We start from the raw sequence: 20,814 nt of genomic DNA on the forward strand, positions 1-20,814 counted from the left end.
CCGCTAGAAACGAAAGCGCAGGCCGACGGAGGCTTTGCCCTCGAGCTCGTCACGATCGTCGTCCACGAGGTCGAAGCGTCCCATCCCGAAAAGCGAGACGCTGTCGCTGACGCTGACGTCCACTCCGAAATGGGCGTTGACTCCCAGCGCTTCGTCGCTGTCGTCGCCACCGGCCAGTTGAAGGTCACTGTCGATGAAGTGCAGACCAATACCGCCGCCGATGAAGAACTCGACCGCGTTGAACGGCATGCCGCCGACGATGTTGATGCCCAATAGCATGTCGCTGGAGATATCACCGTCCCAGTAGCCCAGCTCGGGCTCGAGATAGCCACGGAACCCGCCGGCACTCGAACCGCCGTGGGCGTGCCGATCGCCGAACGGGATCCGCAGATTCAGCATCAGGTACTGCTCGACGTCGTCAATGTCGATAACAGCATCGTCGGCGACCACGAAGTCATCCCCGAGATCGACCAAACCGAGGCCAATCCCCAGAGCCCAATCTCGTCCCTCCTCGTACTCTTCATCGAGGTAGATCTTCTGCTCCTCTTCGCGCTCGTCCGCCAACGCCATCCGACCGGGCAGGACCAAGGCACAGACGGCCACAACCACGAGTACCCAATTCTTCATGTCTCCAAACCTCCAACGCATACAGTCCCCCAACTCAGGGCGACTCTCGGACGGCTCTTCCCATCCGAGCCGCCGAGACCCTAGCACAATCGGCTTCTCACCAAAGTTCTTTGTTGATCGGCTTTACGTGGTGGATCCGCCTCTATTTGCCCTTCATGTCATCGCTCCAGCGCTCGAGCTCCTGGCGGGCGAGATCCCGACCGCCCATTCCGAACGCGATCGCGGCGGCTACCGCGGCCGCACCGAGCACCAAACCGAAGGCCATGTTGATGATGTCCTCCGCCACGTCCATCTGGCGAAGCGCCATGGCGCCGGCCAGAACCAGAATCGCGATCCGAGCCACAGTCGCCAAAAGGCCAGTCTGCCCGCTTGACTGAATCGCGCGCGCCGCCAGGTTGGCCAGGTAAACACCCAATCCGAAGATCACGACGCCGAGTAGCACGTTGAAGAAGAAGACGATAAAGGAGGACACCAGAACCGCGAGCTGCTCGAAGGCAAGCAAGCGCAAGGCTTCGACCGCCGCAAAGAGCATCACCGCGACCACCACCAGGTGACCGACGAGCTCGGAACCGGTACCCGTGCCGTCGTCGCCACCCTTGAACTTCAGACCGAGTCTTCCAAGTAGGCGGTCGAAGCCCGCAGCATTGAGCACGTTACTCACCAGGCCGGCCACCATCCTGCTGATGACGTAAGCGATACCGAGAATCAGCGCTGCCCCGAAGAGGTTCGGCAGAGCTCCCAGAATTTGATCCAGCATCTGGCTCGCGGGTCTGGTGATCTCATCCAGCTCCAGGGCACCCAGGGCCGAGATCAGCACCGGGATCAAGATCAGCATGTAGACCAACAGCCCGATCAGGCCCGACAGCTTCTGTCTGCCGAGCGCCTGATCCAATCCGGCCTTGTCGCCCAGGGAATCCAAGCCGGCCGCCGCCAGCAGGCTGGTGACGATCCGACGCAGGATCTTGGCGATAAACCAGCCGACCAAGAAGATGACCGCCGCGCCGAAGAGATTCGGTATGAAGCCAACCAGTTTCGACACCATGTTCTGTACGGGCGCCAGGAGACCTTCCATCTGGAGCGCTCCCAGAACCGCCGGCAGGAACAGAAGAAAAATCAACCAGTACACGGTCTCGGACAGCGTGTGCGAAACCGGCACCTGCTTTTCGCCGTCGGCATCCACCATTTCGCCGCCGAGACGCTGATCCAATCCAACGGTGTCGAGTCCCTTGCGCACGACCAGCCGAAGACCGGTCGCCAGCAACCACGCCACCAGGAGCAGGACACCCGCCTTGACCACGTTGGGCAGCGCGCCAAGGATCGACTCGACCATGTTCTGCAGCGGCTCGGTGACCGCTGCCAGCTGCAGGGCGTTGAAGAAAGCGATGAAGACGAAGATCATCACGAACCAAAACACGATCTTGCCGATCGTGGGCTCGATATCGGGTGTTTCGCCCTCTTCCCCGCGGACCCAACTGACGATTCGATTGTCGATCGTTGTCCGTCGCAGAGCGGCTCGCACCAGCCTCGAAATCAGATAGGCCGCAAGCCAGCCGAGAATGAGAATGAGGAGAGCTCCCAGCAGCCTGGGTAGGTAAACACCCATCTCGCCCAGGAGGTTCTCGCCGACCGAGGCAAGGCTCGTACGCAAATTGTCCATACACAACTCCTTAAGATCTGGTGAAAGAAATCCAAGCGCCGCCGATGAAGGCCGACGCGTGCCTACTTTTTATGAGAATGCTCCCCACAGGAACCGGGCAATTATACCCAATTGCGCCGATCGGCAGGCACCCGGCCCAGGGGGCTCGCCGCAAGCGCTCGAGAGGGAGATTCGGAGGTTCATGGTGGTTTGCGCGAAGCGGCGCGCAGCCGAGGGCCTTACCTAAGCAGGCTGAGAAGCCCGAGGCGGCCCCTGGCTGGGTGCGCTGCCGATCGGCGCTGAAGCGCGAGCTCGGGAGGGCGTTGCCGCATTGCCGGATATCTGACAAGTTCTGGTATAAGATTCCGCCTCACCCAAGGAGCGGCCGCATTGTGCCAGGGCTTTGAAGGCCTGCGGCCGAAGCAGGCCATTCGCAGATCGACCAATCAGGAGGTTCGGAAGATGAAGAAGAATCTGATCGCAGTTTTGGGACTAGCACTGATCGTGGCGCTGCCTTTCGTGGCTTGCACCAAGGCCGAGGAGGCCACCGAAGCGGCCGGTGAGATGGCGAGCGAAGCCGCCGAAAGCGCCGGCGAGATGGCCGAAGAGGCCGCCGAAGCGGTGGGCGAGATGGCCGGTGAAGCTGAAGCGGCAGCCGAAGAGGCCGCCGAGGGGGCGGAAGAGGCCGCGGAAGGTGAGGGACACGAGGGTGAAGGACACGAAGGTGAGGCCGGCGAAGCCGAGGGGATGTCCGACGGCTGAGCTTCAGAGCTCGTTTGACAGCTTCAAAATGCCCGGTGATCGAGACGGTCACCGGGCATTTTTTTGCCCTTGACTTGCGCTTTATTTGCGCCTATATTCGTTGCCCCCCATGGCGACCGCTCAGGCGCAACGCGCTGCCTCTCCAACTCAAAATATCCGGCGGTCGAAGGACCGACCAGGGCTTCGAAACAGATTCGAATCCAGGGCCGGAAAGACCCGATTCTCCGAGGAGCTCCGGCACTTCGTCGCCAGCGGCGCCGAACTGGCCGCGTGCGCAGCCGAGAACCTGTCTCCTCCCCTGCCGACGACAATTTCTCCTTTGGATCGGTCGCTCACCGGCGGCTTGCCGCGCGGATGCCTGATCGAGGTAACCGGCCGGAACTCCAGCGGCCGATTTTCTCTGGTTTTGTCTACCCTGGCGGCCACCACCGCCGCTGGAGACGTGGCCGCCTTCGTCGACTTGGGCGATAGCCTGGACCCGGGTAACGCCTCGGATTTGGGAGTCGATCTCGACCGTCTCCTCTGGCTGCGGCCCAAGCACCTGAAGCCGGCTCTCGTTGCCGCCGAGATTGCTCTTCAAACCGGGTTCCCACTGGTGATTCTGGATCTGGGCGAGCCGCCCGTTTGTGGAGGCCGTGGGCCCGAGGCCGCCTGGCTCCGTCTGACGCGCGCGGCGGCCGCCCGCCAAAGCGTTGTCTGCGTGTCCAGCCCTTACCGGGTCAGCGGCACCGCCGCCACCACCGTTTTCGAGACCGAACGTGCCGAATCCAGCTGGCGTGGCGGCAACCGTGCGCCCTACCTCCTCGAAGCGATTCGGTTCCACTGGAAACTCCGAAAAACCCGCCACAACTCGTTCAACCGGCGTGTTTCCTTCACGCTCTCCTCGCCCGAGGCCTTCCTCGGCAAGCTGGCGGACACCAGATTTGTAGCGAGCAACCCCCGTGTCGACCGAAAGAAGACGGTCGAGACAGAGCTCGACCGCTACAGGGCCACGCAAAGTGCTTCGTTGTAGGGCCACGCAAAGTGCTTCGTTGTAGCGGTCGACCCCCGTGTCGACCGAAAGAAGAAACCACGTTGTAGATGCAGTCGAATTCGCCGCCCCGTGTATGTTGTTTGTATGTGCCGTTATTCGCGCTGGCCGCCCGCCTTCGCTCCGAGCCCCAACTACTCGAAGAGGCGGTCGCGATCTTTCAGGGCAACGGCAGCGCTGCCCGCCTGATCGCGGCCACCCGGCGGGCGCGACGCGGCGCGCTGCGCCCGGGCATGACCCTCTCGCAAGCCCGCGCCCTGCTACCGAAGCTTCACGTCAGGGCGAGAGACCCGGAATGTGAAAGAACCGCCCAAGAAGCGCTACTCGAAGTCGCGGAAAGCTTTTCGCCTCGTGTCGAAGACGCCCGGGAAGGCGTCGTCTACCTCGATATCCAAGGTCTCGAGCGCCACTATGCGCCCGGAGATCTCGAGCGAGCCGAACGGCCCCGACTCTCCGATCTCGCGCTCGCGGAGCTGGCGCTGGGGCGCGACCTGATGACAGATGCCGACCACAAGGCCGGCTTGCCTGCCTGGGCGGGTATCGCGTCGAGCAAGCTCGGCGCGAGGATCGCAGCGGAGCGGTTGCCCTCGCCCACGATCATCCCCGTCGATCAGGAGGCGGACTTCCTGGCTCCCCTCCCACTCGCTCACCTGTCACCCGAGGCTCACGTCTACGAAACGCTGTGCCGCTGGGGGATCCGTTCGATCGGGAGCTTTGCCGTCTTGTCGGCCAACGAAGTCGCCAGCCGCCTGGGCGAGGCCGGCCGACGACTTCACGAGCGAGCACGAGGCATCGACCCTCAGCCGCTCGTGCCCCACCCACCGCCCGAGGTCTTCGGCGAAGGAATGGATCTCGACTGGCCCCTGGTGTCGCTCGAGCCGTTTCTTTTTGTCGCCCGCGCGGCCCTCGGCCGTCTGTGCTCGCGCCTCGACTCGAGAGGGCTGGCCTGCATCCAGCTCGAGCTGTCCTTGCGCCTCGAGCCCGACGGGTTCTGCGACCGTTCGATTCTGCTGCCTGCTCCCAGCCGCGATGTGAAAACTCTGCTCACTCTGGTGCGGCTCGATTTGGAGCGCCAGCCACCCGGCGCGCCGGTGGTTGGTTTCACCTTCAAAGCCCATCCCGACCGGCCGCGCACCGCGCAGTTGACGCTACTCGGCCCCGCCGCACTGTCTCCCGACAAAATGGCCACGAGCCTGGCCCGTCTCTTCGCTCTACTCGGCTCGGAAGGCCTTGGCCACGGCAAGCCCATCGACAGCCACTTGCCCAGCCGTTTCGAGATCTTCCAGTTCGAGCCACCCGATCCTCCCACCGTTCGTCCCGAGACTCCCCGCAGCAAGGGGCTCCTCGCGGTGCGCAGCCTCCGCCCTCCCGTCCCTCTGGTGGTTCGCAAAGCCGCCGGCAAACTTCTGGCGGTTCAGTCCCGTGCCGACCGGCGCCGCCCTCGACTCGGAGGTCGTATTCGGATCGCATCAGGCCCATGGGCTATGGAAGAGAGCTGGTGGTCGGAGCGCGAAGCCGTCAGCCGGGACTACTGGGATATCGAGCTCGACAACGGCGGCATCTACCGGATCTTCCGAGATCAGCTCACTGGAGAATGGTTCGCCGACGGCATCTACGATTAGCCTGGCTAAGAGCCTCTGTGACCAAATCAATACGAACACGTCCGGTGCGTTGCTAGCGTGAACTTCCATGGCCAAGGAATTGGTGCACCAACAGCTGCTACGCCTGGAAAAGGCCCTCGATACGATGCAGGTCGGCGTCACGCTCACCGACGTCAACCGGCGCATCGTCTACGTCAACCGGGCCGAAGCGGAGATGCACGGCTACACCAAAGAGGAGCTGATCGGTGAGGATGCGACGATTCTCGCGCCCGAGAAGATCCGCACCAAGCCGATGGATGTCGAGACCCTCAAGCAGCTCAAGAGCTGGCGCCGCGAAAGTGTCAACGAGCGTAAAGACGGTTCGACCTTTCCGGTCGAAGTGCTCTCCGACGTGGTCATGAACGCCCAAGGCGCTCCTATCGGCCTGGTGACGATCGCGCGCAACATCACCGAACAGAAGCGCGCGGAAGCCAAGCTCATGGAAAGCGAGCAACGCTACGCCCTCGCCGTTCAAGGAGCGAACGACGGGATCTGGGATTGGAGTCTTCAAACCGACCGGATCTACTTCTCCGATCGCTGGAAGTTGATGCTCGGCTACGCGCCCGAAGAGATCGAGCAAACGCCCGAGGAGTGGTGGTCCAGAGTTCACCCCGACGACATCGACCGACTGAAGCGAGACCTCGGAGAGCATCTCGAAGGGGCCACTCAGCAGTTTCACACGGAGCACCGCATGCTCCATCGCGATGGCGATCATCGCTGGATGCTGGCCCGCGGCGTCGTCGTCCGCGACGGCCAGGGCGTGCCGGTCCGGATCGCCGGCTCGCTCACCGACGTCACCGATCGCAAGGTCCACGACCCCCTGACCGGACTACCCAACCGAGCGCTCCTGCTCGATCGATTGAAGAGCGCACTGCGGCGGCAGCGCCGCCAGCAGGGCCAGGTATGCGCGATCCTGTTTCTCGACCTGGATCGGTTCAAGGTGGTCAACGACAGCCTCGGACACCCGGCAGGAGATCTGCTCCTGCAAAGCGTCGCGCGGGTTCTGCGCACCGTTCTGCGACCGAGCGACACCGTCGCCCGCATGGGAGGCGACGAGTTCACCATTCTCCTCGACGAAGTCACCGAGGAAGGAAGCGCGAGCCAGGTCGCCGAGCGCGTGCTCGCCGAGCTCGGTCAGCCCTTCTTGGTCGGCGAGCAAGAGGTCTTCACAACCGCGAGCATCGGCATCGCGTTCAGCTCGACCGGTTACGAGGACCCGGAGGACCTGCTCCGGGACGCGGACACCGCCATGTACCGCGCGAAATCGCAGGGCACCGGTCGATACCAGGTCTTCGACCGCCACATGCGCCGCCAGGCGGTCGATCAACTGCGCGTGGAAACCGACCTCCGGCACGCGCTCGAGCGCGGAGAGTTCGAGGTCTATTACCAGCCCATTCTCGACCTGCAGACGGACACGATCGTCGGCATGGAAGCGCTGATTCGCTGGAATCACCCCGAGCGCGGTCTGCTGCGCCCGCACGACTTCATTGAAACAGCCGAAGAAACCGGCCTGATCCTACCCATCGGCCGCTGGGTGCTGGCGGAGGCCTGCCACCAGCTTGCGAGGTGGCGGCACAAAGGGGACCCGGCCGCGGGGTGGAAGGTGAGCGTCAATCTCTCACCCAAACAGTTCAACCATCCCAGATTGGTGCGTGACGTGACGGCGGCAGTCGAGGGCGCGGGAGTCGAGCCAAGCCGGCTCCAGCTCGAAATCACCGAAAGCACCTTTATCGAGAATCTCGAGGGCACCTCCTCGATTATCGAGGCGTTGCGCAAGATGGGAGTCGCGGTCGCCATCGACGATTTCGGGACCGGCTACTCGTCTCTCGGTTATCTCGATCGCCTGCCGATCGACATCCTCAAGATCGACCGTTCTTTCATCAGCAAGCTCGGAATGTCGGGCGGCAAGGGCGAGATGGTCGAGACCATCCTGAGGATGGCCCAGAATCTCGAGATCGAGGTCGTCGCCGAGGGCGTCGAGACCGACAACCAGCTGAATACACTCAAGCAGTTGCAGTGCGGATTCATGCAGGGGTATCTGTTCAGCCGCCCGGCAACGGCCGAGGAGATTGAGTCCCGGTTCGCAGGCGACTGAGTCTTGATTTACGCCTTATTTTCGCTTAACCTGTTGCGATGGCGGCTCGTCATCATGGCGGGAGTCGGCGAGACAAAGGCCCGCCCGCTCGGGACTTCGGCTACGGCCTGGAGTGGCTGCGCACGTCTCCCGGAGCTCGCAAGGAAAAGGTCAAAGAGCGCTACTATGCCCCGCAAGGCTCGCATCGTGGTCGCCTTCCCTACTTCGAGTTGCACGCGGCCTCGGCGTTCTCTTTTCTCGAAGGGGGCTCCCTTCCCGAGGATCTGATCGCGCGCGCGGCCGAGCTCGGGCTCGGCGCCGTCGCCCTGGTCGACCGCAACGGGGTCTATGGCGCGCCCCGTTTCCACCAAGCCGCCCAAAAAGCCGGGATCAAGGCCCTGGTAGGAGCCGAGGTGACCTTGGCGGCGAACGCCCCCAAGGTCATTCCGAGCGTAGCGAGGCATCCCTCCAAGCCACCGACAAACACAAACCGAACGGTTGGCGAGAGATCCCTCGCTGCGCTCGGGATGAGTCGGGCAGCTGAAGCTGCCCGACTCACTCTCCTGGTCGCCAGCCGCACCGGTTACCGCAATCTGTGCAGGCTCTCGACCGCCATGGCGCGCGACCACCCCAAGGGCGAGGCCGTGGCGAACTGGGAGCTGATCGAACGCTATAGCCGCGGTCTCCACTGCCTGGCGGGTGGACCGCAAGGCTTGATTGCCGACGCCCTGGCTTCAACCGGCCCCAAAAACGGCAAGTCGCCCGCTCCGGATAGCGCACGGAAGGTTCTGGAACGCCTCCGAGGGCTCTTCCCCGGACGTTTGCACATCGAGATCCAGCGCCACCGGCAGCCCCGCCAGGAAGCACGAAACTATTTCCTCCTCGAACAAGCCCGCGCGCATCGTATTCCGATCGTGGCCACCAACGGGGTTCGTTACGCCCGCCCGGACGATCGCCGGCTCTACGATGTGCTGACCGCGGTTCGGCACCACACCACGCTCGACCAGGCCGGACGGTTGCTCGACGCCAACCGGGAACGCCATCTCAAAAGCGCCGCGGAGATGGCCGAGTTGTTCGCCGATCTACCCGAAGCCCTGCACCAGACCGTGGAGCTCGCCGAGAGTCTCGACTTCACGCTTTCCGACCTCGGTTATCGCTTCCCCGACTATCCCCTGCCACCCGGTGAAACCGAAATGTCGTATCTGCGCCACATCACCTGGAACGAAGCCCGCGCTCGATTCCGACCGCTCACCTCGCGCGCGCAAAGACAGATCGAGCACGAGTTGGCGATGATCGAAAGACTCGAACTGGCCGGATACTTCCTGATCGTCTGGGACATCATTCAGTTCTGCAAGCGCGAGAACATCTTGGCTCAAGGCCGGGGCTCGGCCGCAAACAGCGCCGTCTGCTATGCGCTCTCGATCACCGCGGTCGATCCGGTCAAGATGGAGCTGCTCTTCGAGCGATTTCTCTCCGAAGAGCGCGGCGAATGGCCGGACATCGATCTCGATCTTCCCTCCGGCGATCAACGCGAGAAGGTCATCCAGTACGTCTACCGGCGCTACGGACCCCACGGGGCCGCGATGACGGCCAATGTCATCACCTACCGCAATCGCTCGGCCGCCAGGGAAGTGGCCAAGGCCCTGGGTTTCTCGCTCGAACAACAGAACAAGCTGTCCAAGCAGCTGGGCAGCTGGCACTACGATCTCGTGCGCGGCGACCCCAAGTCGATGGCCGACGAGTTGAAGGCCGCCGGCTTCGACCCGGACAGCCCGCGGATTCGCCATTTCGCCGAGATGTGGCGTCGCATTCACAATATCCCGCGCCACCTGGGCCAGCATTCCGGCGGAATGGTGATCGCCGCCGGCCGTCTCGACGAAGTCGTACCGCTCGAGCCGGCGGCGATGGAAGATCGAGTCGTCGTCCAGTGGGACAAGGACGATTGCGCCGATCTCGGCATCATCAAGGTCGACCTTCTGGGACTGGGCATGCTGCAAGCGCTCGAAGAGGTTATTCCGCTGATCAAAACTCACGAGAACAAGGACATCGACCTCGCCCATCTGCCCGCGGATGATCCGGCCACCTACAAGATGCTGCGCGAAGCCGACACGGTCGGCGTCTTTCAGGTCGAAAGCCGCGCCCAGATGGCATCGCTACCGCGCAACCAGCCCGAGCGGTTCTATGACCTCGTGATCCAGGTCGCCATCATCCGACCGGGCCCAATTGTCGGCGGCATGGTAAATCCCTATTTCGAGCGCCGCCTCGGCCGGCAGCCGGTCGAGTACGCCCACCCTTGCCTCGAGCCGATCTTGAAACGCACCCTGGGAGTCCCTATCTTTCAAGAACAGATCTTGCGCATCGCCATGGAAGCGGCCGGCTTCTCCGGTGGCGAAGCCGAGGAACTGCGCCGCGCCATGGGCTTCAAGCGCTCGACCGAGCGCATGCACACGATCGAGCAGAACCTGCGCCAGGGCATGACCGAGCGCGGTATTACCGGCGATACCCAGGACGCGATCGTCAAATCCATCACATCATTCGCTCTCTACGGGTTCCCGGAATCGCATGCGGCGAGCTTCGCGCTGATCGCGTACGCCAGCGCGTACCTGAGATGCCATCACCCCGCCGCCTTTTGTGTGGCGCTGCTCAACGCCTGGCCGATGGGCTTCTATCACCCCGCCACCCTGGTCAAGGACGCCCAGCGGCACGGGGTCGAAGCCAGGCCGGCGGATGTCAACTTCTCGGACTGGAAATGCCGCTGCGAAGAGGGCGCCATACGGCTCGGCCTGCGTTACATCCACGGACTGCGCAAGCAATCCGGCGAGAGTATCGAAAATGCTCGAACCACCGGGCCGTTCAAGGACGCCGCCGACCTGGCCCGCCGATGCGATCTGCGCGAAGACGAGCTGACTCACCTCGCCGAAGCCGGTGCCCTGGCTTCTCTGGGGCTCACGCGGCGGCAGGCCCTATGGCAGGTAGCCTGGGAGTCCAAACCCAGCGCGCCTTTGTTTCGAGACGGCGATAGGGAACAAGGCCGCGCGACTTCGAGCCCATTGCCGGAGATGTCGGCTATCGAAGAGACCTTCGCGGACTACTCCACTACCGGCATCACGACCGGAGTGCATCCCTTGGCCCATATTCGAAAAAGCCTCAGCAGGCAGGGGATCCTGCAGACGGCGACGGTGGGAAAGGTCCGCAACGGAGAGAGAGTCCGAACCGCAGGGACGGTCATCGTCCGCCAGCGCCCGGGGACCGCAAAGGGCGTGCTTTTCATCACCTTGGAAGACGAATCCGGGATGGTGCAAGCCATCGTTCGGCCCGACTTGCTCCGGAAGCACCGCAAGACTCTGATCGGAAGTCCGGGACTGATCGTCGAAGGAACCGTTCAGCACCGGGACGGCTCGCTTTCGATCCAGGGCGAACGATTCTGGCCTTTACCGGAGATCGCCCCGACACCCAGCCACGACTTTCGCTAGCGCGAAGGCATCCGAAAGACTCAGAACAGCTAAACTAGGCCATTCCACGGCGCACAGTACGCCGAAGAGCCCTCACACAATGAGTTTCGTCGGCCGTCTCGATCAGTTCCAACTCGCAGATCTACTGCAGATCGTCGCTTCCAATCGCAAGACCGGCAAGCTCAACCTGACACGCAGCGACGCCGAGGGCATCATCGTCTTTCGCGAGGGCGAGATCGTCTATGCCTCGAGCTCGGCCGCCCGCGAGACGCTCGGGCATCTCCTTCTCTGCGGCGGCTTGATCTCTCAGGATCAGCTGGTCGAGGCTCTGGAGATTCAACACTCGGACGCAACCGAACAACGCTTGGGCACGATCCTGATCGACGCCGGGCACGTCACCTCAAAGGACCTGGAGCAAGTGCTGCGCCAGCAACTGGAAAAGGTCCTGAGCGAGTTTCTGCAATGGCAACAGGGCTTCTTCAAGTTCGAGCCTTTCGAGCTCATCGACCACGGCGAGATCAGCATCGACACCGGCGACCTCTTGCTCGCCCAGGGGGTCTCACCGGGCGAAGTCCTGGAGGAGCTCGAGGCGAAGCTCGCCGAAGAAGAGGCAATCGACCTGGACGATCTCAACGCGCAGTCCGGCACTCAGCGGCTCGTCGGTCTCCGGGCCCTGATGGAAGAGATCAGATCGCCCGAATTCACGGGCGAAGTGACCTCGGCACTGATCGAGTTCGGCAAGGGCGTGTTCGCCCGCGGCGTGCTGTTTATTCTGAGCCAGGGCAACTTCGTGAGCATGGGGCACTTCGGCTTCGCAGACGGCGAAGGTCCCGGCCGGGGCAGTCTCAAGCTACCCAAGAACCAGCCTTCGATTCTCTCGCGGGCGGCCGAGGGCCGGACGACCCAGCGCGGCAAGATGGAGCGGCTCGAATGGAACCTCTACCTGCTGAGCCACTTGGGCGGGATTCAGCCAACCGAGTCCGCGGCCCTGCCCCTGCTCCTCAACGGCGAGACCATGCTGGTGCTCTATGGCGACAACGCCGGTCACGCCCGCCCGATCGGCAGCCTCGACGACTTCGAGCTGCTCTTGCTGCAGGCCGGCCTGGCGATGGAAAAACAGCTGCTTGAAAAGCGAATCGAGCAGTTCGAGAAGCTGCGCCGCAGCTAGCCCGAGGAACGCCTAGACGAGAGGATTCTGGGAGAACATGTCGCCGCTGTCGCCGACGCCTGGAGAGCCGCCGAGTGTGAGGGTTCGCAGGTCGCCGTGGCGTTCGAGCCTGGGGGACTTGTAGCGCCGCTTCTCCGATCGAGCGAGGCGCGCAACCGCAAGAGCACCACGGCCGTCCTCCAGCCCGGCCGGACCGGTGCCCCGCGGGTGGCTTACTTTCAATCGGGGTCTTGCCGGTGACACGTACTCTCCTCCGCCTTCGATTATCGGCGCCGGCCGCAGATCCCGACAGCGGGGAAAACCTGGTTCGAACGTAGGACAAAGGACGACTCCACCCGTATCAAGAGCAACTCGAACGGGCGCCGGTCCGCCCCGGGCGAGGGGGTACTCGGTCTCACCGAGAACGCGGGCAGATCTGTGCCGCCGCGCATGCTAGAATCGCGAAAAACCCAGCAATCGACAGGCCGACCCGAGCGATGATCAAAGTCCTTATAGCCGACGACCACAAGATGTTTCGAGACGGGCTTCGGCGAGTGCTCGAGGACGAGAGCTCGCTGGAAGTCGTGGCCGAGGCCGAGAATGGCCCCGAGGCCCTCGACAAGAGCAGGGAGTTTCAGCCCGACATCGTTCTTCTGGACGTCGTCATGCCCGGGCGAGACAGTCTCGAGATCGTCGAAGAGCTGAAGCGGTGGAACCCCGGCATGCGAGTCTTGATGCTGACCTCCCATTCGGAAGACCAGTACGCTCTGCGTTGTCTGAGAGCTGGCGCCGACGGCTACATGACCAAGATCAACGCCAGCGACGAGCTGATCACCGCAATTCGCAAGATCCACGGAGGTGGTAAGTACATCAGCGAAGCCCTGGCGGAGCTGCTGGCTCAGAGCATCGGCAGGGACTCGTCCCAAATGCCGCACGAGAGTCTCTCGGACCGCGAGTTTCAGGTCATGCGCATGATCGGGGACGGCAAGACGGTCTCGGAGATCGCCGACGAGCTCAACCTGAGCGTCAAGACGGTCAGCACCTATAGAACCCGAATCCTCGAGAAGACGCAGCTCCGGAACAACGCCGAGATCATGCGCTACGTGCTCGACAACGACCTCATCGACTGACGCCTCTCTCGGCTCGGGCCGGCGCTCGGGGCGCATTCGCTGCTGACCGGATCGGGCTAGCCCTCGAGGATCAGGTGTAGCGGGTTGGCGTTCTCGAGCCTGAACGGGGCACAGGCCAGCTTGTCTTCCAGTTCGTCCACGCCGCTCATCTCCAACAGCATCGAGATGGACCGCCGGTGAAAGAACAGCGCCGGTAACGGGATATTCCCGTGAATGGTGTGCTGCACGCCCATGGTCAAGGCCACAAAAGGCATGTCCCGGTGCAGCTTCAGGTCGAGATCCAGCAGATCTCCGGAGATTACGTGGCCGCACCGAGTGCGAAGAACCACCTTGTGACGCACGGATACGGCCGGGCGGCTCAGCTTCTCGATCGACGGGTTCTTGGTTCTCAAGTCAAACACCAGCTGGATCAGCGCTTTGTCGACGAGCACCTGGTGCCGGCTGCTCTTGCCGGTCAGCTCACGAAGGAACTCGGGAACGGATTCCGTCGCGTCCGGGACCTCGAGTGAAACCAGCGCCCGCTGATGGGGAGCACTACCGTCGCCCGCCGGGCTTTCCAGCGCCAGATAGGAAGGCAGCGACTGCCGGGCATAGGCGGACTCCGAGGTCTGCCTCCGGAACTTGACCGCGCCCAGGATGACTCCCGGGTGCCCCTTGACCCGTATTCCGATCAGCTCCCAGAACATCTTGTTGTCGTCGGCCTCGGCGACGAGCTCCGTGTCCTCGAGCTGTTTTGCCGTCCAGCCCGAGCTCGTGTGCCGGAGCCGTCGGCGCATGAACTGGAGATGGCCTTCTTCGGGACGGGCTCTGGTGACTGTGGGTAGGGGGTCTAGTGCCAGCATGGGTCGATCTCCTGTCGACTCATCATCGCCCCTTTCGGGACCCATCGAACACCGGCGAAACACCCACCGCCTTGTAGGCCAAAAGCCCGCCCCGGATCAACCAATCGGCCTACAGCTGCTGCGAGCTCGTCCGACTCGACGTGCTTTGTTCGCCTACCCGGGCAGACGCATTCTGCTGTCAGAGAGCACAGAAGATCGCCGATTCAGAGTCGCCGCCATCGGAGTTACCTTTGAGGCGTCGTGAAACACACCAATCGCATGACGCGGAAGGGAACCACGCTATGACCAACACCATCAGATCGAGCGCAGTCCTCCTCGTGACACTGATCCTGTTCGGTTGCGGCTGGGTGCCCGCTTTCGCTCAGACCGGCGAGACGGCCAGTTTCCTCCAGCAGTTTCCTCGCGATTCCGATCGCCGAGACCTCAAAGAGAACATCGCCTTCGCTGACGCCGATGGAGCCATGCGACCGGGTGTCAAATGCGCCACGCGTTCGGTCGGCCAGTTCGAGCGCACCATGATCGATGCCGCGCTCGGTGATTTGATCGCCAACCGGGGGCGCTCGCACCGTTACGGCGAGCTCAACATCCCGCTCGTCTTGCACATGGTGCGCACGTCGGACCGCACGGGGCATCTGAAAAAGAAGCACATCAAGCGCCAGATCCGTGTCCTGAACCGAGCCTACGCCTCACATGGCATCCGGTTCGAGCTTCAGGCGATCCGCCGCCACGTCGACGATGAGTTCGCCAGAGGCTGCGCCGACAAGGGCATCGAACGCGACTTCAAGAGTCGCCACGCCGTTGATCCAGCCAACACCCTCAACATCTACACCTGCATGCCCGACGGCTATCTCGGCTACTCCTCGCACCCCTGGGATCTCCCGGAAGACAGTTTCATGCACGGAGTCGTCCTGCAGTACTCCACCTTCCCCAAGGGGTCAGCGGCCCCCTTCAATCTGGGCGACACCCTCGTCCACGAAGTCGGGCACTACCTGGGCCTGTACCACACCTTTGAGGGCGGCTGCTCGGACGGAGACCAGGTTGCCGACACCCCCGCCGAACAATCCCCCGCTTTCGGCTGTCCTCTCAAGCGCGACACCTGTTCGGCGCCCGGAATGGACTCGGTGCGCAATTACATGAATTACACCGACGACTCCTGCATGAACCAGTTCACACCGGGACAGGGCGAGCAGATGCGAGATGCGATCGCGGCCTTCCGCCAGAGCTTGTAGAAACGAGCCTCCGGAACAACACCGAGCTACACGGAGGAAACCGTTATGTCGCACTCACTCGCCGAGGTCTGCTGTTCGGATCTGATGCTCGGACCACCCTGCAATTCGTACCCGGACGATGACCGCCGCGTCGAAGGCGGCAAGAACGATGCGCGAGAACCCGGAGCGAGAAGGCGGGATGCGCAGGAAGGGCGGGCGCCGTCAACAACAGGTTAGCTCGGGTCCCGGAGAATCGCCCCGGTCACCGCCGGAGGCGCGAATGAGGACGCCAGCTCCCGGGCCGGTCTCGGCGCCGAAAAATAGTAGCCCTGGGCAAATGCCGCTCCGAGGTTCTTGACGATCTCGAGCTCGTCCGCGGTTTCCACGTGCTCCATGATTGTCGAAATACCGAGCTCGCGCGCCATCTCGATGGCCGAGCTCACGATCGCCTGTTTCCGGAGGGCACCTGGAAGATCCCGCGCGAACAGGCCGTCTATCTTGAGATAGTCGAGTGGCAGCTGCTGCACGAGCTGGAGATTCGCGTAGCCGCTGCCGTAGTCGTCGAGTGCCAGCCCGAAGCCCTTCTCACGCAGATCGTTCAGAGTCACGTCAAAAGCCGGCAGATTGAGAATGGACTGCTCTTCGGTCAGCTCCAAGACGATGTCGTCGTACCGGTAGCCGTGGTGGCTCACCAGGTCGGCGAGGATCGTCGCAGACCCCGGCGCCGACAGCGCGCGCGGGCTCATGTTGACAAAAAGCTTTCCGATGCCTGGAAGATGTCGGGCTTCGCCGAGCACCGCCTCGACGCATTGCAGCTCGGCTTCGAAGAGTCTCTCTTTTCTTGATGCATAACCCAGCAGAAGCTCGGGACTCCCGAGCCCCGAGCCCTCGGGCCCCCGGGCCAGACCCTCGACTCCGAGAAGCGCCGGTGACGAGACCGTCGGGGCGAGAGCGACGATCGGCTGCAGAACGGCCGAGATCGCGTGATTCGCGAGGACCTCGTCCAAGGTCGCCACCCGCGTTACCTCGCCGCTGTCGGCGGGCTCTCGAGCGCGGTCGGGCGAGCCCATCTCGATCAGTTCCTTGAGCCGCAGCAACCCGGCGGGCTTATCGAGCAGCTCGATCACTCCCAGAGCCAGCCCCCGGTCGCGCAACTCGTCGTTCAGCATGCCGCTGTAAACGATCACCTGGAGGTTCGGAAAATGAGCGCGTGCGTGCCGGACCAGGCGAAAGCCTTCCGCCCCACCCAGGTTCGAAACCGCGAGATCCGTGACCAGCACATCGAACGGGTCCCGGTCCAACAGGCACTCCGCGGCCTCGATCTCGGAACAGGTCACGAGATGGAGCCGAGGACCTCTCAGAAACTCCACCAGCAGGTTCAGAACGACCGGGTCGTCGTCCAGGATCAGGGCTCTTTTCACGATGCGGTGGTCGGTGTGCGAGATCCCTCCTCCGAGGACTTGCTCACACCCTCCGTCTTTCGTGAGCCGTGGTTCGCTGCAGTTTCTCGACGATGAGAATCAGCTCGTCGAACTGGTTCGACTTGTCCAGAAACGCGAACGCACCCAGTTCCATGCAGCGGCGGCGATACTCGGGAGTGGCATTGTTCGTGATGACCACGACCCGCGGGGCATGCGCCATCTTCTGGAGCGCTCCCAACAGGGTCAAACCGCCCACGGCCGGCATTCGAATGTCCAGGGTCATGAAATCGAGCGGAGCACTCCTGATCGCCGCGAGCGCTTCCCCGGTGTCTCCGGCCTCGCCGACGACCCGGACACCTTCGATTCCCTCCAACCTCTCGATCAATCTCCGACGAATGGCCGGTGAATCGTCCACGACCAGACCCTTCATCGGAACGCTCAGGCCCAGCCCCCCCGGTTCAGTCGGCCCGCCAGGCGATAACTTCATGTCGAAAGCGTAGGGCACCACCGCCGATCAAGACACCGGAGTAGCTCTCGTCTCGGGGCGAGGTTTGATGCACAACCCTGTAGGAGAAAGACCTACAAGGAGCGTCTGAGCCGGTGAATCGCTTCCGGCCTAGGAATCGAGCCCGTGCTTGATGCCGTACCGAATCAGGTCTGCGGTCGTCCTGAGGTCCAGCTTCTCGAGGAGACGCGCGCGATAGCCGCTAATCGTCTTCGCGCTCAGAGACAGCCGCGCGCCGATCTCCTTGATCGACTGACCGCTCGCCAGCATCCTCAAGACCTCGAACTCGCGGTTCGAGAGCCTCTCGTGAGGCGGGGACTCCGTGGCGTCCGGCTCGAACACCAGCCTCTCTGCCAGCGCCGAGCTGATGTAGGTGCCCCCATCAAAGACCTTGCGTACGGCACCGACCAGCTCTTCCGGCGAGTGATTCTTCATGAGATAGCCCTTCGCCCCTGCCCGTAGCGCCCTCGTCGCGTATTCCTCCTCCGGCTGCACGCTCAGCACCAGGATGCGGAGATGCTCTCTCGTGAGCCGGAGCCGCCGGATGGTCTCGAGAACCCCGGGACCGGGCATCGACACGTCGAGCAAGACGACGTCCGCCTCGTGGGTATGCGCCATTGCCAGGATCTCGTCCCCCGACTCCGCCTCGCCGACGACCTCCATGTCGCGACACTCCTCGACGAGTCGCTTCAAGCCCTCCCGAACAATCGGATGGTCATCGGCGACGAGAAGGCGGATCATAGGGGAATCCTCGCCAACACCATGGTGCCACCGGTCCCCGACGCGCCCGTCTCCACCGACCCGCCCAGCTGTTCCGCACGTTCACGCATTCCGAGTAACCCGAGGGAGCCTTCACCCGACACCCGGTCCGAACCCATCCCCTTACCGTCGTCCTCCACCCTCAATTCTAACTGCGAACGGACCAGGCCCAGCGTGATCTCGACCCGACTGGCTTCCGCATGGCGCAGAACGTTGGTGAGTGCTTCTTGGAGGATCCTGAAAACCGCCGTCGCGCACTCCGCTTCGCAATCAAGGTCGGCTTCCGCCGGAGCCCGCAGATCCACGGAACACTCGAGGCCTGATCGGTCGGCGAACTGCCGAGCCTGCCAGCGGACGGCCTCACCGAGACCCAGGTCATCGAGCACGGCCGGTCTGAGCCGCGCCGACAAGTCACGCACTTGCTCGATGGTCTGATCCACCGTGGAGATCATCGATTCGACCCGTCCGACGAGGTCGCTCGGAGCGCTATCGAGCTTCTGCCCCATCCAGGACAGATCGATCTTGAGGCTGGTCAGCGCCTGCCCCAACTCGTCGTGGATCTCCCGCGACATCTCCTTGCGCTCCTCTTCACGAATCGCCTCGAGCCGGGCCGCCAGCCTGCGCAACTGTCGCTCCGAGTGCCGCAGTTTGGTCTCCGCTCTCTTGCGATCGGTGATGTCCACATACATCGCGCGCGTACCTGTCACCTTGCCGTCCGAGTCCGTCTCCGGCAGCGCCCGCAGCAGAGTTTCGACCACCTCGCCGCTCTTGGCCACCAGCTGCCGCTCAGAGTGAACTGGCTGCCCGTCCAAGGCATTCTGATATCCGCCTCCTTCCAACAACTCGGTGGTTGATTCCGGCGTGTAGAAGTCACTCAAAGGGCGCCCTACGACCTCGTTCCGCTCATAGCCCAGGGTTTCCAGGAACGTGGAGTTGCTCTCGGTCACGATGGGAACGCCGTCGTGACTCTCGGTGATTACATATTGCAGCGGTGCTCCCTCGAACAACTCCCGGTATCGCCTTTCCAGCTGCAGGAGCTCGGACTCCGCTCGCCGACGCTCGGTGATGTCGAGAGCGATGGCGACGAAGACGGGTGCGCCACCGGTCATGAGCTGGAGATGGACCTCGACGGGGTATCGCGTTCCGTCCTTGCGCAGGTGAACCGTGGTGAAGTGGACTACCTTTTGGCTCCCCCGTCGCAGGGTCTCGAGCAGCTCCGCGAAAGACTCGGCGGTAAATTCCGGCTTGATATCTAGGGGGGTCAGCCGGCGGAGCTCTTCAATCGAGTAGCCCAGATTCTCCCTGGCGCCGCGGTTTACCTCCTCGAATCGAAGCGTCTCGGCGTCGAACGTGTAGATCTCGTTGAGGGACCCCTCGAGCACTACGCTGAAGCGGGCGGCCCTTTCCTCCGCCAGCTTGCGCTCGTGGATGTCCATGTGGGTTCCGGTCATCCGAAGCGGTCTTCCGTCCTCGTCCCACTCCACGACCCTGCCCATGCTCAGAATCCACTTCCAGTCACCGGTCCTGGTGCGCAGCCGGTGCTCGACTTCATAGAACGGAGTGGCTCCGTCGAGATGAGCGTTCAGAGTCTCCTTCACCGGAGCTCGATCTTCGGGGTGGATCCGGTTCTGCCAAGACTCGATGCGGGCGTCTATCCTCTCTCTCGAGTAGCCGAGCATCTCCGCCCAGAGGTCGTCGTGGAAGGTCTCGCCGGTCTGGATCTGCCAGTTCCAGGCACCCAGCCTGGCGCCGCGCAGGGCAATCTCAGCGCGCTGTCTCTCACGCTCGCGCAGCCGCTCGAGCTGCTCGACCTCTTGTCGGAGGAGCTGGTAGCGCTCTCCGAACGTGAGAATCGACAGCGGATCCCTGATTTCCCGGCTCTCCTGAACAGCTGGATCTTCTCGACTCAACTTGAGGTAGCCCCATAACAGGCTCCCGTAGAGGACCCCGGCAAGGCCCTTGCCCGCCAGGTTCCCGAACAGAGTGTCGACCATGCCGGGCTCGCCGCGAAACACCAACCCGACGAAGACCGCCGTGTCCAGCCAGAGCACGATCAAGAGTGAAAACACGATTCGAAACCACTCCGGGATCCAACGGAATCTCGAGCGAAACGTTTCGTAGAGGATGATCAAGAGGAACGCATCCGCGACGAGGAGCCCCGTTCCCAGAGCGAAGCCACCTATCTCGTAATGCGCGAACCAGTCCGACACGGCGCCGATTTCCTCGAGTTGGCCCTGGGCCACGCCCCAGCGCGTGCTCAGGGCCACGGCAGCGAGAGTCAGGTTGGCCAGCAGGATGCCGTAGATCAGCCTCTGGGTAGTCGCAATGTCCTCTTTCAGGTAAATCAGCAGCAGCGCGAACAGGCTCGAGCTGAATAGCACCGCCGATCCCGGCGAGACCGGGTAGCGGTCGAAGAGGTCGACGTAGACCGTCGTCACCAACAGGTTTTGAACGAACTGATTGGAGGCGACGAACACGAAGACCAGGGCAAGGCCCAGACGCCCCTTAAGGGCGTACAAGCCGAGGACGACCAGTCCGACAAGGAGAATCTGTGTGGCGAGAACAAGCATCTAGCGGACTC

The 20,814-nt window shown here is 62.9% G+C and carries 16 protein-coding genes; 8 read left to right on the plus strand and 8 right to left on the minus strand.

Annotated features, from left to right (window positions below; genetic code table 11):
* Positions 1–3: 3 nt before the first annotated feature.
* Positions 4–627, minus strand: coding sequence for a hypothetical protein (locus tag GY769_01225; protein MCP4200538.1), 624 nt, complete (start codon positions 625–627; stop codon positions 4–6).
* A gap of 142 nt (positions 628–769) precedes the next feature.
* A complete protein-coding gene (locus GY769_01230; protein ID MCP4200539.1) occupies positions 770–2,284 on the minus strand; it encodes a mechanosensitive ion channel in 1,515 nt (504 codons plus the stop codon).
* Positions 2,285–2,725: 441 nt separating this feature from the next.
* On the opposite strand from GY769_01230, the gene GY769_01235 reads away from it, so the two are divergent.
* From GY769_01235 to GY769_01260, 6 genes are all read left to right on the plus strand, one after another.
* Positions 2,726–3,025: a hypothetical protein gene (locus GY769_01235; GenBank protein ID MCP4200540.1), complete on the plus strand. Its 300-nt coding sequence runs from the start codon at positions 2,726–2,728 to the stop codon at positions 3,023–3,025.
* A 319-nt stretch (positions 3,026–3,344) separates the two neighbouring features.
* Positions 3,345–4,037: a DNA recombination/repair protein RecA gene (locus GY769_01240; GenBank protein ID MCP4200541.1), complete on the plus strand. Its 693-nt coding sequence runs from the start codon at positions 3,345–3,347 to the stop codon at positions 4,035–4,037.
* Positions 4,038–4,144: 107 nt separating this feature from the next.
* A complete protein-coding gene (locus GY769_01245) occupies positions 4,145–5,677 on the plus strand; it encodes a hypothetical protein (protein ID MCP4200542.1) in 1,533 nt (510 codons plus the stop codon).
* Positions 5,678–5,744: 67 nt separating this feature from the next.
* The gene (locus GY769_01250) at positions 5,745–7,790 is read left to right on the plus strand and encodes an EAL domain-containing protein (protein ID MCP4200543.1); all 2,046 of its coding nucleotides are present in this window, start codon (positions 5,745–5,747) and stop codon (positions 7,788–7,790) included.
* Between the two features lie 38 nt (positions 7,791–7,828).
* On the plus strand, positions 7,829–11,242 hold the full coding sequence (gene dnaE / locus GY769_01255) for a DNA polymerase III subunit alpha (protein MCP4200544.1): 3,414 nt from the start codon (positions 7,829–7,831) through the stop codon (positions 11,240–11,242).
* A 79-nt stretch (positions 11,243–11,321) separates the two neighbouring features.
* Positions 11,322–12,389, plus strand: coding sequence for a DUF4388 domain-containing protein (locus tag GY769_01260; GenBank protein ID MCP4200545.1), 1,068 nt, complete (start codon positions 11,322–11,324; stop codon positions 12,387–12,389).
* Positions 12,390–12,401: 12 nt separating this feature from the next.
* Here GY769_01260 and GY769_01265 read toward each other — a convergent pair whose 3' ends face one another.
* On the minus strand, positions 12,402–12,632 hold the full coding sequence (locus tag GY769_01265) for a lasso RiPP family leader peptide-containing protein (GenBank protein MCP4200546.1): 231 nt from the start codon (positions 12,630–12,632) through the stop codon (positions 12,402–12,404).
* A 233-nt stretch (positions 12,633–12,865) separates the two neighbouring features.
* On the opposite strand from GY769_01265, the gene GY769_01270 reads away from it, so the two are divergent.
* Positions 12,866–13,498: a response regulator transcription factor gene (locus GY769_01270; GenBank protein MCP4200547.1), complete on the plus strand. Its 633-nt coding sequence runs from the start codon at positions 12,866–12,868 to the stop codon at positions 13,496–13,498.
* A gap of 56 nt (positions 13,499–13,554) precedes the next feature.
* On the opposite strand, the gene GY769_01275 is transcribed toward GY769_01270, so the two are convergent.
* Positions 13,555–14,340, minus strand: coding sequence for a hypothetical protein (locus GY769_01275; protein ID MCP4200548.1), 786 nt, complete (start codon positions 14,338–14,340; stop codon positions 13,555–13,557).
* Between the two features lie 281 nt (positions 14,341–14,621).
* On the opposite strand from GY769_01275, the gene GY769_01280 reads away from it, so the two are divergent.
* Positions 14,622–15,569 (plus strand): zinc metalloprotease, encoded by a 948-nt coding sequence (locus GY769_01280; protein ID MCP4200549.1) that lies wholly within the window; start codon positions 14,622–14,624, stop codon positions 15,567–15,569.
* 212 nt (positions 15,570–15,781) lie between these two features.
* On the opposite strand, the gene GY769_01285 is transcribed toward GY769_01280, so the two are convergent.
* The 4 genes from GY769_01285 to GY769_01300 form a co-directional block, all read right to left on the minus strand.
* Positions 15,782–16,969 carry an EAL domain-containing response regulator gene (locus tag GY769_01285; protein MCP4200550.1) on the minus strand — a complete coding sequence of 396 codons (1,188 nt, stop codon included), beginning with the start codon at positions 16,967–16,969 and terminating at the stop codon, positions 15,782–15,784.
* A gap of 43 nt (positions 16,970–17,012) precedes the next feature.
* Entirely contained in the window at positions 17,013–17,456 is a 444-nt protein-coding gene (locus tag GY769_01290; GenBank protein MCP4200551.1) for a response regulator, read from the minus strand.
* A 129-nt stretch (positions 17,457–17,585) separates the two neighbouring features.
* Positions 17,586–18,215 (minus strand): response regulator transcription factor, encoded by a 630-nt coding sequence (locus GY769_01295; protein MCP4200552.1) that lies wholly within the window; start codon positions 18,213–18,215, stop codon positions 17,586–17,588.
* Entirely contained in the window at positions 18,212–20,803 is a 2,592-nt protein-coding gene (locus GY769_01300; protein MCP4200553.1) for a PAS domain S-box protein, read from the minus strand. The genes GY769_01295 and GY769_01300 overlap by 4 nt, the downstream gene beginning before the upstream one ends.
* Positions 20,804–20,814 lie beyond the last annotated feature (11 nt).

It is taken from the genome of bacterium (genome assembly GCA_024224155.1).
GTDB lineage: Bacteria > Acidobacteriota > Thermoanaerobaculia > Multivoradales > JAHEKO01 > CALZIK01.